This window comes from Thalassolituus pacificus (genome assembly GCF_025318105.1).
GTDB classification, from domain to species: Bacteria; Pseudomonadota; Gammaproteobacteria; order Pseudomonadales; family Oceanobacteraceae; genus Venatoribacter; species Venatoribacter pacificus.
In genome coordinates this window covers 246,927-264,275 of the sequence record NZ_JAOANI010000015.1, presented here as the reverse complement: position 1 = coordinate 264,275, position 17,349 = coordinate 246,927, and the positions used below count along the sequence as shown (strand labels likewise).

Genomic DNA, 17,349 nt, shown 5'->3' with positions numbered 1-17,349 from the left:
TGTCTCATTCTCCGGCCGCCGTGGCCAGTTGCTCTCTGCTGCCGGTATTAACCGGAATAATCTGGCTGCCGGGCAGCAGGGCGTGACGGCTGCTGTTAACCAGCAGAACCGGTGTTGAAAATTTATTACGCAGATACAGCTGATCTTTACCCGCATACAAAAGATTGGCATTTACATCGTGCAGCAGGTGTTGCTGATCAACCATTAATAAATGATTACCGGCCTGTAGAGCTGAGCGTGGAATACGACTGATGCCGGTAATGACCGGACTGAGAATTTCGGCTTCAACAAAGGTGCCGGGCAACAGTGGCGTTATATCCGCAGAATATTGTGGCCGGGCCAGCAAAATAATTTGCTGAAAGGCATCGCGGCCGGCTTCGCTGCCGGTAATCTGCGCTGGTATTTTTGTACCGCCTGCTGTTGTTAGGGTGACTGCCGGCAATGGCTTTTCTGTACCCGGGCGGATGCCTAATAATTGTGCTTCATGATCGCTGACCGGCAAGCGGATTTCCTGCCAGTTATCGTCATAAATAACACCCAGAACCATCGCCGGAGAAACCTGTTGCCCCGGTTGTATTGTGGCACGGGCAATACGTCCGCTGACCGCCGCATATATACGTGTGTCACGCAGTTGCTGTTGTGCGTATTGCAGGGCGGCGCGGGCCGCAGCAACCTGGCTGTTGGCCATGCGCAGATGCGGAATATAACGGGCAAAATCATTTTCGCTGGCCTGCTGGCGTGCCACTTCAGCCTGAGCGCGGATTTCTTCCAGCTGCAGCAGGCGGCTGTCGAGGTTGGCCTGGTGCTGGCGAACCTCCAGCTCGTAAGGTGCGGCATCAATACTCAGCAGCAGTTCGCCCTGTTGTACCTGCTGACCATTAATAAAATGCTCGCTGACGTATTGCACCTGCCCCTGCACCTGACTGCTCAGGTAAAACTCCCGCGCCATACGGACATGACCCTGGCTGTGTACCGGAATGGTTATGTCCTGCGCGACAACGCTGATAACCGGTACGCTTGGTGCCATGCTGGCAGGCGTTTGTGTGGCCGGCAGCGGTGCCTGTAGTACCAATAATGCTGCGATTAATAACAGGGCCAGAACCGCGGTCAGCCAGACTGCAATAGGGCGGATCTTGTGCGGACGTCTGTTATCTGTGCTGCTGGCAGAAAATACATCAGGCATAACTCAGCTCCTGCAATGACTGTTGCCACAGCTGCAGGCAGCGCTGCTGTGTTTCCTGCGCCAGAGCAATTGAAGGGTGAAATTTAAGTGCCAGTGTCAGTTGCCCATTGCACTCAGTCACGCCGGTGGCAATCGGATAATTCGCGCTGCCGGCACCGCAGACACCAACAACACTGTGCGGATGCTGTGGCAGTGACCAGTCTCCCAGATAGCTGAACGAGCCGAGATAAAACTGCGAACCGCTGATGTGCCGGTAAATAAAGCGCACCCCGGTTTTACCAATCCAGCGGCCAATATGAGCCATCTTCCATAACCACCAATGTTCTCTGGCGACCAGCTTTGCTTTTACCTGTGCATGAATGTGTCCGGCACATCTGTGTTCGTCCAGTGCCAGATAAAAACCGGATGATAAATTACTCTGTTCCGGCCCGCTGACAGCGCCACGGACATTCACCGGATAAAACCACCAGGCGCGGCTTCCCGGTTGCAGGCAGACGGAAAAAATAACCTTATTCAGACAGGCAAAGGTAAGGCTTGCCAGAGAGACTCCCCGTGCAGCAGCCACTGTTTTTAAGCGGCTGACGGTGGTTGTGTTAAGCACTGTAAATTCAGGTTCTGTAACAGCCGTGGCTGTTTCGCCGGCTTTTGTTGTACTGGCTTTTTTCCAGTGTACGGTTTTCGGTGTGCGGTCTTTGCGTTGCCGCCGTACCTTATTCAGGGTTTGCCAGAAACCGGGCTCGGTCAGGTCGCGGCAGCGTGGCAGTGAACTGGCCGGATAGCCCAGTTGCTCGCGTACATTAGTCAGCATACCAATGCCATCGGTATCGCGGTGGCGGAAATGATGCCACTGGGTCTTCTGCTCCTGACTGTTGTGTATAAAACAGTGAATACGGTCGGAAATTCCTTGCTCTTCCCGTACTTCGTACCACTGGGCAATATAATCCTTGCGCATAAATTCCCTGTTAAAGACGGCTGATTTCCGGATATTGCAGGCGGGTTAAATCCAGCTTCTGCACCAGTTCTGGTTGATAGGTAGCAATGAAATTCCGGCTTTTTAAGGCGTGGCCGGGATGCCGGCGGACGATTTTTAACAGCGGGTCACGGCTGTCAAAACCGCAGGCCAGAGCCAGGGCATTACGTTGCTGTGCTGTTTTCCGCAGGGTGCGTAACAACCGCGCAAAGCGCCCGGGATCATTATTTTTAACCACCACGCTGTGCAGCATCTGATAATGATTGAGCGAATTAACGGCAGGTAATGCCAGGTGTCCGGTCAGCCAGGTAAGGCTGTTATAGAATGGCCGCAAATGATGCAGTAGCGGTGCGTAGCCACTGATCCGGGTCTGTTTAAAATCCTTCTGATCCCACAAACCAGCCAGCGCCGTAATTTCCCCATGTTCACGCAGAATAAAAAAATCACTGATTTTAATATTGCGGTAGTACGGATCATCGCTGCCGATTCGCGAGAAATCGTAACAGGGGTAAAACTGTTTACTGGCGGCTTCGCGGTCAAAAAATGCCTGCATCTCGGCAATATCTCCCGTTCTGGCCGGATGGATTAACGGATCATCCGCGATATTTTTTTTCCGCCGCAGGCTGATCAGCCAGGTGGTAAACATTCCGGCAGGAAGATATTGCGGCAGTGTATTGCGGCCGCTGCCAACGGTGCTCAGTGAGGCACGGTTTTCGTCGAGAATAACGGTCTGCATCCACTCGTTCTGCATTTGCTGACGATAGGTGCCGAATAAGCGGTACAGAGTACGGCCACCCTGAAAATCCGGGTGAATACGCAGATCACTGCCATAACGAACCGACGTTGGCTGGCCATTAATAAATACCCGGCGCTGGCCGATGCTGAACGTACCGATAATGCCATGACCGGGTTTTTCCATTACCCAGATTTCCGGTCGCTGGCTACTGACTGCCGCGGCATAAAAATAATCAGGATTACGCTCAAAGGTCAGACGGATGCTTCCCTGTTGGGCGGTTGCGGCCAGCAGTTTCAGTAAGCCGGCCGAATCCTGAGTACAGGCCGGCCGGATGCAATAGCTGCTCACGCGATGGCTCCACTTTCCGCCAGACTGTGTTCCGGCAGAGTATTCAGCAACTCGCTGGCGGCAGGGCAAAGTAATAACGGTTCTACTTTAATATTGCCGGCCACTGCACCACTCTGCAGCCGCAGGTGAGTATAAGTTGCCATGGCGTTGTCGCTGATGATTACGCGTGCCGGATTCAGCTGGCCGAGTTCGCGGGCGAGCTTATAGTGGAAATGTTCCTGCAATAAAGCTTCAAGCCGCTGCTGGGTTTCTGTCTGCAGCTCCTGACCACCACTGGCCAGCAGTACGTAGGTTGGACGGTGGTTACCCTGTTCCGCCGGTACGGCCAGTAATGACACCGGTTGCAGTGGCAGGGCGGCAGTCAGGGTACTGAATATATTCAGCACCGCTTGCGGAGACATTTTTTCGCCGACCATATCGGTGCCGGATAAGCGGCTGATAAAACGCAGGGTCGGGCATTGATTAATAAAACCATCAACCAGCAGCCGGTCTTTGGTGCGGTAACGTAACAGGCCGCTGGCGGTGGTAATCACCGGACGAACCTGCATACCGGGCTCCAGTTCCCAGCTGAATAAAATCTGTTTGTTGGCCAGATTTTCAAACTCGTAGAAATGACTTTCCAGCGCCAGCGGATATTGCTGGCCGTAAGGAATGGTTACAACCCCTTCGGTGGCCCATAAACCTTTTCCCTGAAAATCACTGTGGCTGAATAACTGCTGCAGTTGTCTGGCCCAGGGTTCGGATGATGATGTATCCCAGGCGCTGATCAACGCCAGTTCAGGCCATAATTTCCGGGTGATGGTGGCGTTTATTCTGCCGTTCCAGTTACGCAGCAATGCAGCATTAATACGATTGCGCGGAGCGCTTAAATGTCCGAGGCTGGTTTGCTGTTCTCCCCAGCGACCCTGTTCCAGAACCTGGGCAACGGCCATGCGTTGCTGTCCTAATTGCTCCAGCAGGCTGAGCAGAAAGGTGGGGCTCCAGACAGACATCAGGGTGAGATCGCGGGCTGCGCATAAATAACAAAGCGATGCGAACAGTGATAATTCTGAGCTTGGTGCCAGCGACACCGCCTGCGGCACGGCCATGGTGCGGTTCATAAATAAACGCTTCCACCACGGCAGTAATTGCAGGTCGTCATTAACGCTGTTGGCAACACTGCGTAATTCACCCGGCACCCATGACAGTGACCAGTAATGCCGGCCTTTACGGATGGCGGGATAACGGCTGTACAGGTCGGCCATCCACGGATTAATGGCCTGATCGAGTTCGCGCAGGAATTCCGGGGTATAGGGAATCCATTTAATCTGTGCTGTTGAGCCACTGGTTGGCTGATAACGCTGGCACGTCTCTGTCGTCAGAATAAATTCACCGGAACTGCGCTGGCGGTTAATGGCATTCTGCCAGTCTTCATAATCGCTTAATGGTACTCGCTGGCGAAATTCTTCAACGTTGGTCGCCAGCGTAAGGCCGCGCTGATAACCGCTGTCTGAGCCGGATACAACCGCCATAATGTTCTGAAAGCGTGCCAGCTGCGCCGCTTTCAGTGCATGACTGGCGCGCATAAAACGTTGCTGACCATAGCGGCTCAGACGATAGGAAATCTGATGCAGTAAGCGGGTAGAAATATTCATAATGACTCCTTACTGCAGTGTGCTGCGCCGGCTGCCGAGCTGTTTACGGAAAAAGCCGATAAAGGTTCGGCTGCAGACTTCACCGACGCAGGGCAGCTCAGTACCGCGGCGCCAGGATGGATTGGTGTCATCAAAAAAGCGGATCTTTGCATTGGCTTCACGCATGCAATCCGTAATGTCGGCAACATCCCCTTTCAGGTGCTGGGAGTGATCACCAAAATCCAGCAGGCGATTATTACGGTCGTAATAATCGGGAAATAATTTTTCGCAGTACTGGTCGATAACACCGACCAGACTTTTATCGCGGTTATGGTGATTGGGGTAATGGCGAACAAAGTTATTGGCCAGAAGCAGGTAGGTTTTATAACCTTTGGAAATCAGCAACCAGAAAACCCGGGTGCCGGGGCGGGTTAATTTCAGCTTCAGCATCCGTAATGCAAACGCCTGCTGCAGCGCTTTATTTCCCCAGTAATCTTTTTCCAGAATGGTATCTCCACTGAATACGCCAATGGCTTTTCCGTTGCCATAATTCAGCGCCACTTCGGTCCAGGTACTGAAACCGACCACCCGGTTTCCGGCTTTCTCTGCCAGCAGAAATACACCGCTTTTACGGTTCATATCCTGGACAAAGGTTTCCAGATCGGTATTGGCGTAATAACGGGAAAATACCCGGTACATATCGCGCAGATGTTTAACTGAAATCTGCTCCAGTGGCAGAAAACGACAGGTTAATGCTCTTTTATTCTGAGTCATTGAAATCCATTCCTTATTCAGGGCAAAACAAATCCGCATCGCCGGATAGCGGCAATGTCAGGTCGGTTATTGTTTTATGCAATATAAGTACGATGGTGCCGTATATCGCGGAATGGCAGCGATTATTCGCGTTGTGGCAGAGTCTGGAATGCAGTCATAGAGATCACCGTGAGAATAAATTTTTATAATTACCCGCTCTTATTGGCGGATTTAATATTATTTTTATTGTGGCCATTTTTATTCTGGCCTCTGAGGAATGCAGACACTCAGTTTTCGGGGCCTGTTAACCTGGATAAGTTCAGGCGCTCGGATTGAAACATAAGCGCGCTCTTTGGGTTAGTGCAATATATATTAAAAGAAATAGTTGGCACGAATTGCCCTTATATTTAAGGGTTTGTGGCTATTATATGGTACGGATGTCTTATGTTTTTAATGGATTTATAGACAGAAGCAGGCAGATATAAAATATGCCTGATTATTTATTTTTGCGTTTTATTCATTGGTATTTTTCTTCAAGCCTGCTGATTACGTCCTGAGTAACGCGCAGGCTTTCCAGCAAATCCAGTAAGTTATATTCCAGATTCACATTCAGGTGCGTTGCCTGGCCGCCAAAGAAATCCGGGTTTTTTCCCTGAAACTGCAAACCTAAATTCAGTGCGCCGTCGGGCTGATACTGAATATTGGATTGCAGCTGGTCGTAGTTAAAATTCTGCAGTAATTGCATGGCCAGGCCAACGGTCTGATCGGATTGCTGCAGCGCTTCTGAGGTGGCGTTCTGGTAGCGGATAACGCCACCCGGATCGCGGGCAAATAAAGTGCCGCCGGGAATCTGTACCCCTTCTTTAGTTAGCACAATAGGTAATACGCCATCGAGAGTACCGCTTGCCTGAACTTCGGCCTTGGCTTCCAGCGCGGCGATCTGTGCCAGCTGAATATGCTCAAGTTCAATACCAAAGGCGTTTATGTCTTTACGTGTATCAAAGCGGATTAATGGCGTATGGATGCGGCCGCCGAGTACGTCGGTGTGCATTTCATAAATTTCGGCCAGTGCATATGAAAAGTCAGCCGGTATACGTGTCTGACTGCGCGCCAGTATGTCTTTTAATTCGATACCCGGATTCAGGCTTTTGCCGCTGATTTGTGCGTCGAGTAAATAATCGCCGCTGAATGGGCGGCGCAGGGCAATTAACGCATTCCATTGTTCAAAGCCGATGCTGTTATCGTAAATCGCGCTGATATTGTCGCTGCGCAGCATCAGGTCGGGTTTTATTTGCCAGACATTATTAACCTGTTGCCAGTCGACCCAGCCTTGTCCGGCCAGAGCACCGTTTAAAAACTCGAGTTTGGTTAAGGCCGTCATTTCCGGCAGATTGAGTTTGTCCCAGTGAAGCAGCAGATCATCGAGGTGCCATTGCATACTGCCACGCTGTTGCAGCAGGTCATGCTGTAATTGCATCCGCAGGTGCAGTTGCTTACCGGCACCACTGAGTTGCAGTTCGCCGTTAAGCTGTTGCTGCGGCTCACTGTTCTGCTGATCATCCTGCAATGAATACAGCAGTTTCAGCGGACCGTTGGCGCTGAGTTCGGGAACCGGCCAGCCCTGCCAGCGCGATTTGGCCAGTTGCAGGCTGATATCACACTGGCCGCTGAACACTGTTTGCATCGCAACCAGTAACGAGCTGCCGGGCGCTGGCTGGCAGCTGAACTCGCTGGTCTGTAATTGCAGGAAGCTGTCTGCCCCGTGTTGTATATGCCAGGGCTTAATGGTCAGCCGCAGCGGTTCGCTGTGCAGGCTGCCGCTGTTGTTTGTACTGTTCAGGTTGCCATTGATATACAACGTGGGCAGCAGCTGAAATTCCAGTGGCGGTAATTGCCAGCCCTCAGGCGAGGTTAATTGCAGGCTGTTGCTGATGCCGGGAATGCTGCTCAGTTGCCAGTCGCCGCTGGCGTCGAGCAGGGCGATCAGCTCGCCCTCGCTGTGCAGGCTTTGCAGCGGCAGATCCGGATTCTGCGCACTGACATTAATATCCAGCGGCAACACCAGACTGAGGGCGCTACCCTGTTGCCAGTTCAGCGCCGGGGTCAGATTAAACTGTGCCAGCAGTTGTTTGCCGTCTGTACTTTGCAGCTGGTTCTGCAGCTTGCCTTCGGCTTCGCAGGTGGTGAGTGGCGCGTTGCAGTGGCCGCTCAGCTGCTGCCCGCTGCTGAGCGTGAGCGGCTGTTTGCTGCTGGGCAGAACATCACTCAGCTGCAGCTTTTGTTGTTCGCTGCGCAGCTGCCATTGCCAGTCGGCAGCTGCGTCGGCTTTATTCAGGGCAAAATGCCAGCGGCCGCTGTGCCAGAGCATAGTGTCAGCCAGTTGTTGCTGGCGGGTGTCGAGTTCGGCACTGAGACTGAGGCTCAGATCCTGCGGTAAATACGCGCGGTTCGGTAATTGCAGCTGGGCGTTGAGTTGCAATTGGCTGAGCGGCAGAGGCAGGCCAGCCAGCTGAGGTAAGCGTTCACTCAGCGCGGCAAAATCCAGGCGCTGGCTGAGGGTCAGACGGGTGTTATCGGCGTCCTGTTCAATATGGCCATACTGCTGTAATAACAGCTGGCTTTGTTCGGCGACCAATAACAGCCAGTCGCCAGTGTGTTGCAGTTGCAGTTCGATCTGCCACGGCAGTGGCAGGTTATCGAGCTGGGCGCTGCCGTGAATACGCCATTGTTGCGGGGTCAGGCTGGCACTGAGTTCGGCCATTGCGGCGGGGTGTTGCAGCACAATATGGTCAATGCTGACCTGTTCCAGCGGCAGTTGTAACCATTGGCTGAATTGCGGCAATTCGAGTAATTGATTGAGCTGTTCACGGGCGGCATTACCGGCATTGTGCGCGGCGACAACGGCCACTTTGCGCGCACTTTCGTCCGGCAAGCTGATGTGCAGTCCGGCAATATTGAGGGTTTTCAACTGCCCCTGCAGTAATTGTGATGGCTTATAACGCAGGTCGAGGTCGGTAAGCTGAATCAGGCTGCCATCGACCAGTGGCAGTTGCAGTGCGCTCAGGCGGAACCGGGTCCAACTGAATGTTTCAATCTGCACCACCACATTGCTGCCGGGGGCGGCGACATCGGCCAGCAGGTCGGGCAGCCAGCGGTTCAGCGCTGGTTTGAGCAGGGCAGGCAGAACGCTCAGCAGCAGCACAATCAGCACAACCGCCGACAGCATAATACTCAACAGACGCAGCAGCAGCTTCGGCAGGCGCACAGGCGTCAGCCGTGCCTGAACTGCGTGCAGCAATCCTTTGCCCGGCACGTGCATGATGGTTATTTAGCCTTAATGGTCTGGACGCCATTCTGAGTGCCAAGCAGCAGCACGTCAGCCGGACGCAGGGCAAACAGGCCGTTGGTGACCACGCCGGTAATCTGGTTGATTTTGCTTTCCAGTTCGATGGCGGAGGCGATGCTGAGGTTGTGTACATCGAGTATGTAGTTGCCGTTATCGGTGACGACGCCTTCACGGTAGACCGGGTCGCCCCCCAGTTTGACCAGTTCACGCGCGACATAAGAACGCGCCATCGGGATCACTTCCACCGGCAGCGGGAAGGCACCTAAGCGGCTGAGCAGCTTGCTTTCATCGGCGATGCAGATAAATTCTCTGGCCACGGCGGCAACGATTTTTTCGCGGGTTAACGCCGCGCCACCGCCTTTGATCATTTCCAGGTGTTCGTTAATTTCGTCGGCACCGTCGATATAAAAATCGAGATTGCTGACACTGTTCAGGTCGTACACCGGAATACCGTGGTCACGCAGACGCTGGGCTGAGGCTTCGGAGCTGGCAACGGCGCCGTCAAACAGGTGTTTGTGTTCGGCCAGAGCATCAATAAAGCAGTTGGCGGTAGAACCTGTGCCGACACCGACAATGCTGTCGTCGTCGAGATGAGGGCGGATGTAGTCGGCGGCGGCGATGCCTGTGGCGCGTTTCAGTTCGTCTTGTGTCATGATGGCAGCTCGGGCTTATGATGTGTCAGGTGCAGCGAATTATATGCGCTGATGCGTTACAATGCTCACCTCTGAGTGCTTCCCGCACCGATTTTTTCAGTCTGTTTGGAATCCCCGGCATGCTTAACGATTACCTGAAGAAAATTCTCGCCGCCCGCGTTTACGATGTTGCTATCGAGTCGCCGCTGCATATTGCCCCCTTTCTGAGTGAACGGTTGGGCAACCGAATTTGGGTAAAACGTGAAGACCAGCAGACGGTGTACTCGTTTAAATTGCGCGGCGCGTACAACAAAGTGGTGCAGCTGACCGAAGAAGAAAAAGCCAAAGGTGTGGTGGCGGCATCGGCCGGTAACCACGCGCAGGGGCTGGCACTGGCAGCACAGAAACTGGGCATTAAAGCCACTATTGTGATGCCGCGCACCACGCCCGATATTAAAGTGAAATCGGTTAAAGCCCGTGGTGCCAAAGTGGTGCTGCAGGGTGATGCCTTTGATGATGCCTTTGCCTATTCGCAAAAGCTGGTTGAAGAAAAAGGCATGACCTATATCCATCCCTACGATGACCCGGAAGTGATTGCCGGGCAGGGCACCATCGGTATGGAAATTCTGCGTCAGCTCAGTGGCCCGGTGGATGCGATTTTTATCCCGGTCGGTGGCGGCGGTCTGGCTGCCGGTGTGGCGGCGTATATCAAAGCGCTGCGCCCGGAAATTAAAGTGATTGGCGTTGAGAGTACCGAGTCGGCTTGTCTGGCGGCGGCCCTGGCGGCGAAAAAACGCGTTATTCTGCCTCAGGTCGGCATTTTTGCCGACGGCGTGGCGGTGGCCCAGATCGGTAAAAACACCTGGGAAATCTGCAAAGATCATATTGACGAGGTTATCACCTGTACGCCGGATGAAATCTGCGCTGCCATTAAAGATGTGTTTGACGATACCCGTGCCGTGTGTGAGCCGGCCGGCGCATTAAGCATTGCCGGAGTGAAAAAATACGTTGAGCGCGAAGGCTGTGAAAATCAGAACCTGGTGGCGATTTTAAGCGGTGCCAACGTTAACTTTGACCGTCTGCGTTATATTTCAGAAGTTGCTGAGATAGGCGAAGGCCGTGAAATTATTCTGGCGGTAACCATTCCGGAGGAGCCGGGGAGCTTTCAGAAATTCTGCAGCTTAATCGGCAAGCGTCCGATTACTGAGTTTAATTACCGCTACGGCGATGACAGCCAGGCGCAGATTTATGTCGGTGTTAAAGTGAGTGCCGAGCCGGGGGCGCGCCAGGCATTGCTGGATGAATTACACAGCGACAATTACCCGGTATTGGATATTACCGATAATGAAATAGCCAAATACCATATCCGCCATATGGTCGGCGGACATGCTCCGGCGACGGTGAATGACGAGCGGGTTTATCGTTTTGAATTTCCTGAGCGTCCGGGTGCGCTGCTTAATTTTTTGCGCAAGCTGGGTAAGCATTTTAATATTTCGTTGTTTCACTACCGTAATCACGGTGCGGCTTATGGTCGGGTGTTGGTGGGGCTGCAGGTCGCCGATGATAAACAGCAGCAGTTACACAGTTTTCTGGATGAGCTGGGTTATGGCTACTGGGATGAAACAGACAACACCGCCTACCAACTGTTTCTGCGTTAATTTTTTCTGTGTAAACAAGCGGGCATTTATGCCTGCTGTTCACAGGATAATGGCAGGCCGGCACCTTGCTGCCGGCTTACTCTGAAATAACAATAGCGTTTTGCATCTGCTGTATGTGTCGCCCGGAGATGGAGCTCAGTGGCACCTATAAACAATAATAAGAGACTTCATCATGTTGTTTGCTTTCCGTGCTGTTGTGTTAACCGTCTATTTTTTATTGGGCTGTATGCTTGGCCTGCTTCTGTGCATTGTCCGTCCCTTTCATCGTAATAATACCCGCGACTGCGCCAAAATATTTTCCTTCGGCCGCTGGCTGCTGAATATTGATATGAAAGCCATTAATGATTCTCCGGTGGGTGATGGTCAGGCGATTTATGTCACCAATCATCAGGATATTCTGGATGTGTTTATTTACCCTGGTATGTTGCCGGGTAATATCACTATTTTGGGTAAGAGTAGCCTGCGTTTTATTCCGGTTTTTGGTTTGCTGTTCTGGCTGGCTGGTAACATTTTTATTAACAGGGGCAATAAAACCAAAGCCTGGGAAACTATGGCGGCGGTTGCCTGTACGGTCAAAAAACGCGGCTGTGCGGTTTATATTTTCCCTGAAGGTACACGCTCTCGCGGCAAAGGCTTATTGCCGTTTAAAAGCGGAGCTTTTGCTTTGGCGATCGAGGCCGGTTTACCCATCGTACCTCTGGTCTACAGCAGCACGCATAAAAATATTGATCTGCACCGCTCCCATAGTGGTAAAGTATTGGCGCGTTATCTGCCACCCATCAGTACCGAGGGACTGGGTGAGGATGATGTAAAGCGTCTGGCAGAGATAACCCGCGAACGGATGCAGGAAGCTATCAACGCGCTGGATGCAGAATTGGCAGTAAAGTAGCTGGCCGTAAAGTAGCAAGCAATTGATGGCAGGCCGCCTATACTGAATCCGATCCCGGAGGTCTGCGTTAGGGTGTTGTGCTCATGAAAATGATTGTGATGTTCTGGCTGGTAATGATTACCAGCATTTCCGCCAGTGCAGAACAGGATGCCTGCCGTTTCTTTACCGCCAGTGGTAATGCGGAATACCCGCCTTACTTATGGAGGCAGCCGCAAAATCCCGAAGTGTTAACCGGTGCAATTGCGGCCTTCTTACAAAAAGTTTCAAAAAATCTGGATGTTAAAATTGATCTGCAATACAGCGGTCCATGGGGCAGAACCCAGGAAGAAGTTGCCGCCGGACGGATTGATTTCATAGCCGGCGCTTTTTATACCGACGCCCGTTCTGAACGAATGGATTATCTGCGTCCGTCCTTCCAGTTAACCCGTACTGTGGTGTGGGTGAACAATGAAAAACCGTTTGAATATAATCGCTGGGAAGATTTAATCGGCCGTCAGGGCGTTACTGTTATTCATAACAGTTTCGGTCAGGAGTTTGATAATTTTGCCCGTGAAAATCTCACCGTGCATCAGGTTGGCAGTCTTGAGCAAGGATTGAAAATGCTGAACGGTCAGCGCGTTGATTACGTGCTGTATGAGGAAAATCCGGCGCGGGCTTATGCGGCGCGTAATGGTTATCGCAATATTCATCCATTAGCGCAGGAAATCAGCAGCGAGCCGCTGTACATTACTTTATCGAAAAAGTCGGCCTGTAATACGCCAGCGTTTCGCGCCCGTCTGCAGCAGGTGCTGGAACAGGCAAAAGCCGAAAACTGGATGCAGACCTTATTGCAACAGGCGCAGTATCTGTGGGCCGAGCAGCATCTGGAGCAACAGCCTCAGGAGCAGCCTCAGGAGCAGTCTCAGGAGCAACAACCGGCGCAATAACACGTCAGGTTGAGTGTGGTTAATAAAGAGGATTACCGCCGACAGCTTCAGGACACTTTGCGTTCCGGTTCCTGATGATCGTTGATGGTATCGTCATAAGAACTGCTGGTCAGCGTCAGGCGCTGGCCCTGATTCAGATGGGTGGTGCAGGCGACGCGCAGCAACGATGTAAAATTGCCGGTTTCGCCACGACGCTCCAGCACTTCACGATAAATGCGGGTAATAAACGTACCCAGTGTCAGTTCGGCATCCGCCGCAATCTGTTCCAGCAACTGCCAGAAAATTGCTTCCAGACGAATACTGGTGACCACGCCATCAATGCGAATGGAGCGGGTTTTCAGCGCAAACAGCTCTGGTTCGGTACCTGAATAAATCTCACACACGGCAAACTCCGTCGCAATTTTGTCTGCCGACATTATGCCGCGCCAGAGAGTGTGATTGCATCCTCTCTGACGCGACAGTCAGTTATTTCAGCAACGCATTAAACTGTGCCAGCCATTGCGGATGGGCCGGCCAGGCCGGTGCGGTAACGATATTGCCATCGGTAACGGCCTGATCAACGGCGATATCGGCATAAATACCGCCTGCCATGGTCACTTCCGGGGCGCAGGCCGGGTAGGCAGAAATTTTACGTTCACGGATCACATCGGCAGCGGTCAGCAGCTGTGCGCCATGGCAAACGGCAGCAATGGGTTTGCTGGCCGCAGCGAAGTGTTTGACCAGTTCCAGCACGCGGCTGTTCAGGCGCAGATATTCCGGCGCACGGCCACCGGGCAGCAGCAGAGCATCGAATTCCTGCTCGTTGATGCTGGCAAAATCTGCATTCAGTACAAAATTATGCCCTGGCTTTTCGCTGTAGGTCTGATCGCCTTCAAAGTCGTGAATCGCGGTACGGACACTGTCGCCGGAGGCTTTATCCGGGCACACCACGCTGACGCTGTGACCGACCATCTGCAATGCCTGAAACGGCACCATCAGTTCGTAATCTTCGACGTAATCGCCGGCAATAATGAGGATATTCGCCATGAGTGCTGCTCCGTATTGTTGTTGTGGAACAGCGAGTCTGGCGGATTGTGAAGCATGATTGGTAACAGCGGATTACTACAGCAGCCAGTGCGCTATCAGAGGCGCCCTTTACTGAACTGCTCGCGCGCCGCCTGCTTTTTGCGCTCGCTTTTACGCAGCAGAACATAAAACGCACCGCTGCCGCCGTGGTGAGGCTGGGCGGTATGGTAAGCCTGTACTTCGTCGAGTTCCTCCAGCCAGCGCACCAGATAACTTTTTAACACCGCCGGATCATTGATGTTGCGGTCGCCTTTCCCTGGCAGTACCAGAACGCTGCGGATATCGTGGCTCATGCACTCCTGAATAAAGCGGTACAGCTCGCGCCGCGCTTCGTCGATGGTGCGCCGGTGCAGATCGAGGCGTGCTTCGGTTTCGTATTTACCCAGCCGTAGCTTGCGATACACACCATCCTGAATGCCGGGGCGCTTATAGCCGATGACATCGTGCGGGCCAACGCGTTTAACCTCGCTGGTTTGCAGGCGGTTGCCATCCTGTTCTTCGGGTTGCTTCTGCGCCGCCAGACGGCGTGCGGCAGCGCTGGCCTGTGAGATGTCACCCTTGCGCAGTTCCACCCGCTCTTTCGCCTGCAGGGGCTTAACGCCCTGCATTTCCTGCAGGAACAGCTGCTCTTCGGGATCGTTAGTGGTATCGCTCATGGTCTTCGTCGTACAGAGGAAACGTCCTATGATAACGAACATTCGCGCCGCCCGTCTCGCAGGTAATGGAGGAATATACCCATGGTTTTCCTGTGACAATTCTTTGCAATGGCGGACACAACTTTGTGTGGTAATCCGTACACTGGTAAGCGTACACACTGCCTGGTATAGCCAGAGGACCGAATGATGAAACAGACAATATTTAAAGCCATTGGCGCCGCCTGTACTGTGTTGCTGGCCAGTCAGGCGCTGGCATTTGGCGGTAAGCACCGCGAAATAGACTGGGACGACGAGCTTGAGCTGACCGATGCCCAGGAAGAACGCATTGATGAAATTGAAGGCAACTACGAGAGTCAATTCCGCGAATTGCGCAAGGCCGACACGCCACGCAGTGAAAGCCGCGCCAAAGCCCACGAATTAATGCAGGCCATGCGCGCGGAAATTCAGCAGGTGCTGACCCCCGAGCAGCGTGAGCAGGCGCAGACACTGATGCGCGAACAGCACACCAAAATGCAGAAAAAGCACGCCAAAGAACTGGCCCGTAAGCTGGGCCTGAGTGACGAGCAGAAAAGCGCGTTACTGAAAGGCGTGAAAGAACAGAAAGACAATTACCAGTGGCCGCTGGATCAGGCACAACGCGAAGCCGCGCGTCAGCAGTTTGAGCAATTAGTACAAGGGGTACTGACCGCCGAACAGCAGGAAAAGTGGACAGCGATGAAAGAAAAGCAGATGCGTAAATGGCATCACCCGGATGAAGACTGTCTGGATGGTCATCACGGTCACCGTAAAGATAAAGACTGCGATCAATAATCCGGTTGTACCGGAGATAAAAAAGCCCGCGTTATTACGCGGGCTTTTTGTTATCTGCAACAGCGGCTAAGCCGTCAGATCAGAAGCTGTATACCAGCGTTACACCAAATTCGGTATCGGTGTTTTCGCTGTCTGCCGGTACTTTATCAACGTACTTCACTTTGTAGGTCAGTTTAGTGGCGAGGCTGCCGTTGATCTGACTTTTCAGGCCAGTTTCAGATTTATAAATACTGTTACTTTCGCCCAGTTCGGCACTGAATTCTTCAATAAACTCGACGCCTTTCTGGATGGTCCAGTGGTATCTGGCCACCAGACGGGCGATGGCTTCTTCGTCGATGTCACCGCTTTCTTTCAGTTTGTCGCGACGGTAACCGGGGCCGGCTTCGAGATCGAGTTCCATATTCTGTTCATGGATGGCGCGGTAACCGTAACCGGCGGATAACGTCGCCTGATACTCAAAGCCGCTGAAGCGGTCACGTTCTTCGTCGCCGACAATGGCGAGGTAAGAATGCTCACTGAAGTTACGGTCAAACTGAATGGTACCGCGATATTTTTCTTTCGAGGTCACACCGTCTTCTTTACTGGTCAGGGCATCCAGTTTGAGGCTGGAATCCCAGAGTTCGCCATCGCGCTTAACAGCAAATTTACCGTTAATGCTGGAGGTATCGGTATTACCGGAAGTGCGGATCGTTCCCAGTTCGGCAGAGCCGCCCCAGATGGGAAATTCCGGTGCTGCTTCAGCACTTTCTACATTGGCAGCTTCTTCCGCATTGACGAAGGTCGCGGCGGATAACAACAGTGGTAAAACAGCGAATGATGAAACAATCAGGGCTTGGCGACGCATAGCATCCTCTTTGCGCAAAAATCTTGAGCGGCAGGGTAGCGAGAGGGGTTGTTCAGTGCAAGGGTGGCTGTTGTTGTTATTGCCAGTCGTGCAGCCCGTAACGGTTGAGGATGGCCTCTAAGCGCCCGTCGTTGCGCAGTCGCTTCAGGCCGGCATCCAGTTGCTGAAGATATTCACTGACCGCCGGTATGACCGGTGAGCAGGCGATGTACAGTGGGGTTTGTTTTCCAATCATACCGGCGTTTATTACGGATTCACTGAGTTCCATTTGCTTCAGCTGCGCCTGCATCACAGCGGGTGATTCAACCAATGCATCGATTCTTTGTGTCAGTAATTTGCGGATATTCTGCTGCAGCGCTTTACCACTGCGGACAATCTGCAGGCGCGCGCCATTGTGCTGGTTTTGTTCGATATAGGCGTCCAGTTCGCCGTTATCGTAGGCGTAACCGCCGATCACGCCGAGACGGACGGTATTAAGGTCGGCGATTGCGCGGAAGCGCCATGGATTGGCGGCCAGCACATAAAAGTGATTGTCATCCAGGCCCAGTGTCAGCTGCGGGAAGACAAAATCGGGGGCATCTTCGTGGTAGGCACCGACAATGCATTCAGCACGGCCCTGGCGGGTTTCATCAATGGCTCTTTCCCACGGCATCAGCCTGTACTCAACCTGATGACCGGCTTCTTCCCATATGGTGCGGGCAATTTCAATCATATAGCCGGGCTGTTCAGAGCCGGGCTTTCCGTTCATGGGAAACCACTCATCGGCGCGCAGGCGGATAACATCGGATTGCACGCTGGCAGAAAGCAGACTCAGTAATGCGGCGCGGATAACAAAGGTGCGGATCATGACATGTCCATACGGCCTGGCGTTCTTTCAACGATAGAACAAAGGACAAGGCGGAGCGGCAAAACGATGAATC

General features: G+C 52.9%; 16 protein-coding genes. 4 read left to right on the top strand and 12 right to left on the bottom strand.

Translation table 11 applies throughout. The features are described from left to right. Window positions 1–4: 4 nt before the first annotated feature. From NYR02_RS08325 to rpiA, 7 genes are all read right to left on the bottom strand, one after another. Complete coding sequence (locus tag NYR02_RS08325) at window positions 5–1,183, bottom strand: efflux RND transporter periplasmic adaptor subunit (protein ID WP_260975910.1); 1,179 nt, start codon at window positions 1,181–1,183, stop codon at window positions 5–7. Continuing rightward, window positions 1,176–2,135 carry a hypothetical protein gene (locus NYR02_RS08320; protein ID WP_260975909.1) on the bottom strand — a complete coding sequence of 320 codons (960 nt, stop codon included), beginning with the start codon at window positions 2,133–2,135 and terminating at the stop codon, window positions 1,176–1,178. Before NYR02_RS08320 ends, NYR02_RS08325 begins: the two co-directional genes overlap by 8 nt. Before the next feature lie 10 nt (window positions 2,136–2,145). Then, window positions 2,146–3,237 carry a GNAT family N-acetyltransferase gene (locus NYR02_RS08315; RefSeq protein ID WP_260975908.1) on the bottom strand — a complete coding sequence of 364 codons (1,092 nt, stop codon included), beginning with the start codon at window positions 3,235–3,237 and terminating at the stop codon, window positions 2,146–2,148. Then, a complete protein-coding gene (locus NYR02_RS08310) occupies window positions 3,234–4,871 on the bottom strand; it encodes a GH3 family acyl-acid amido synthetase (RefSeq protein WP_260975907.1) in 1,638 nt (545 codons plus the stop codon). The genes NYR02_RS08315 and NYR02_RS08310 overlap by 4 nt, the downstream gene beginning before the upstream one ends. Window positions 4,872–4,880: 9 nt before the next feature. Continuing rightward, window positions 4,881–5,624, bottom strand: coding sequence for a hypothetical protein (locus NYR02_RS08305; RefSeq protein WP_225691158.1), 744 nt, complete (start codon window positions 5,622–5,624; stop codon window positions 4,881–4,883). A 496-nt stretch (window positions 5,625–6,120) separates the two neighbouring features. Then, window positions 6,121–8,901, bottom strand: coding sequence for an intermembrane phospholipid transport YdbH family protein (locus NYR02_RS08300; protein ID WP_260975906.1), 2,781 nt, complete (start codon window positions 8,899–8,901; stop codon window positions 6,121–6,123). 26 nt (window positions 8,902–8,927) lie between these two features. Beyond that, window positions 8,928–9,602: a ribose-5-phosphate isomerase RpiA gene (rpiA, locus tag NYR02_RS08295; protein ID WP_260975905.1), complete on the bottom strand. Its 675-nt coding sequence runs from the start codon at window positions 9,600–9,602 to the stop codon at window positions 8,928–8,930. Window positions 9,603–9,721: 119 nt separating this feature from the next. Here rpiA and ilvA point away from each other — a divergent pair, with 119 nt between their 5' ends. From ilvA to NYR02_RS08280, 3 genes are all read left to right on the top strand, one after another. After that, window positions 9,722–11,239 carry a threonine ammonia-lyase, biosynthetic gene (gene ilvA / locus NYR02_RS08290; RefSeq protein ID WP_260975904.1) on the top strand — a complete coding sequence of 506 codons (1,518 nt, stop codon included), beginning with the start codon at window positions 9,722–9,724 and terminating at the stop codon, window positions 11,237–11,239. Between the two features lie 172 nt (window positions 11,240–11,411). Next, entirely contained in the window at window positions 11,412–12,128 is a 717-nt protein-coding gene (locus NYR02_RS08285; protein ID WP_260975903.1) for a 1-acylglycerol-3-phosphate O-acyltransferase, read from the top strand. Window positions 12,129–12,211: 83 nt separating this feature from the next. After that, window positions 12,212–13,054 (top strand): substrate-binding periplasmic protein, encoded by an 843-nt coding sequence (locus NYR02_RS08280; RefSeq protein ID WP_260975902.1) that lies wholly within the window; start codon window positions 12,212–12,214, stop codon window positions 13,052–13,054. A 47-nt stretch (window positions 13,055–13,101) separates the two neighbouring features. Here the strand turns inward: NYR02_RS08280 and NYR02_RS08275 are convergent, their stop codons facing one another. From NYR02_RS08275 to smrA, 3 genes are all read right to left on the bottom strand, one after another. Then, window positions 13,102–13,470 (bottom strand): ribbon-helix-helix domain-containing protein, encoded by a 369-nt coding sequence (locus tag NYR02_RS08275; RefSeq protein WP_260975901.1) that lies wholly within the window; start codon window positions 13,468–13,470, stop codon window positions 13,102–13,104. 49 nt (window positions 13,471–13,519) lie between these two features. Further along, on the bottom strand, window positions 13,520–14,080 hold the full coding sequence (locus NYR02_RS08270) for a DJ-1/PfpI family protein (protein ID WP_260975900.1): 561 nt from the start codon (window positions 14,078–14,080) through the stop codon (window positions 13,520–13,522). 95 nt (window positions 14,081–14,175) lie between these two features. Then, the gene (smrA, locus tag NYR02_RS08265) at window positions 14,176–14,817 is read right to left on the bottom strand and encodes a DNA endonuclease SmrA (RefSeq protein ID WP_260975899.1); all 642 of its coding nucleotides are present in this window, start codon (window positions 14,815–14,817) and stop codon (window positions 14,176–14,178) included. Window positions 14,818–14,958: 141 nt separating this feature from the next. Between smrA and NYR02_RS08260 the strand changes: the two genes are divergently transcribed. Then, entirely contained in the window at window positions 14,959–15,585 is a 627-nt protein-coding gene (locus NYR02_RS08260) for a Spy/CpxP family protein refolding chaperone (protein WP_260975898.1), read from the top strand. A gap of 79 nt (window positions 15,586–15,664) precedes the next feature. Here the strand turns inward: NYR02_RS08260 and NYR02_RS08255 are convergent, their stop codons facing one another. After that, the gene (locus NYR02_RS08255; protein ID WP_260975897.1) at window positions 15,665–16,429 is read right to left on the bottom strand and encodes a DUF481 domain-containing protein; all 765 of its coding nucleotides are present in this window, start codon (window positions 16,427–16,429) and stop codon (window positions 15,665–15,667) included. A 76-nt stretch (window positions 16,430–16,505) separates the two neighbouring features. Further along, the gene (locus tag NYR02_RS08250; RefSeq protein WP_260975896.1) at window positions 16,506–17,276 is read right to left on the bottom strand and encodes a substrate-binding periplasmic protein; all 771 of its coding nucleotides are present in this window, start codon (window positions 17,274–17,276) and stop codon (window positions 16,506–16,508) included. Window positions 17,277–17,349 lie beyond the last annotated feature (73 nt).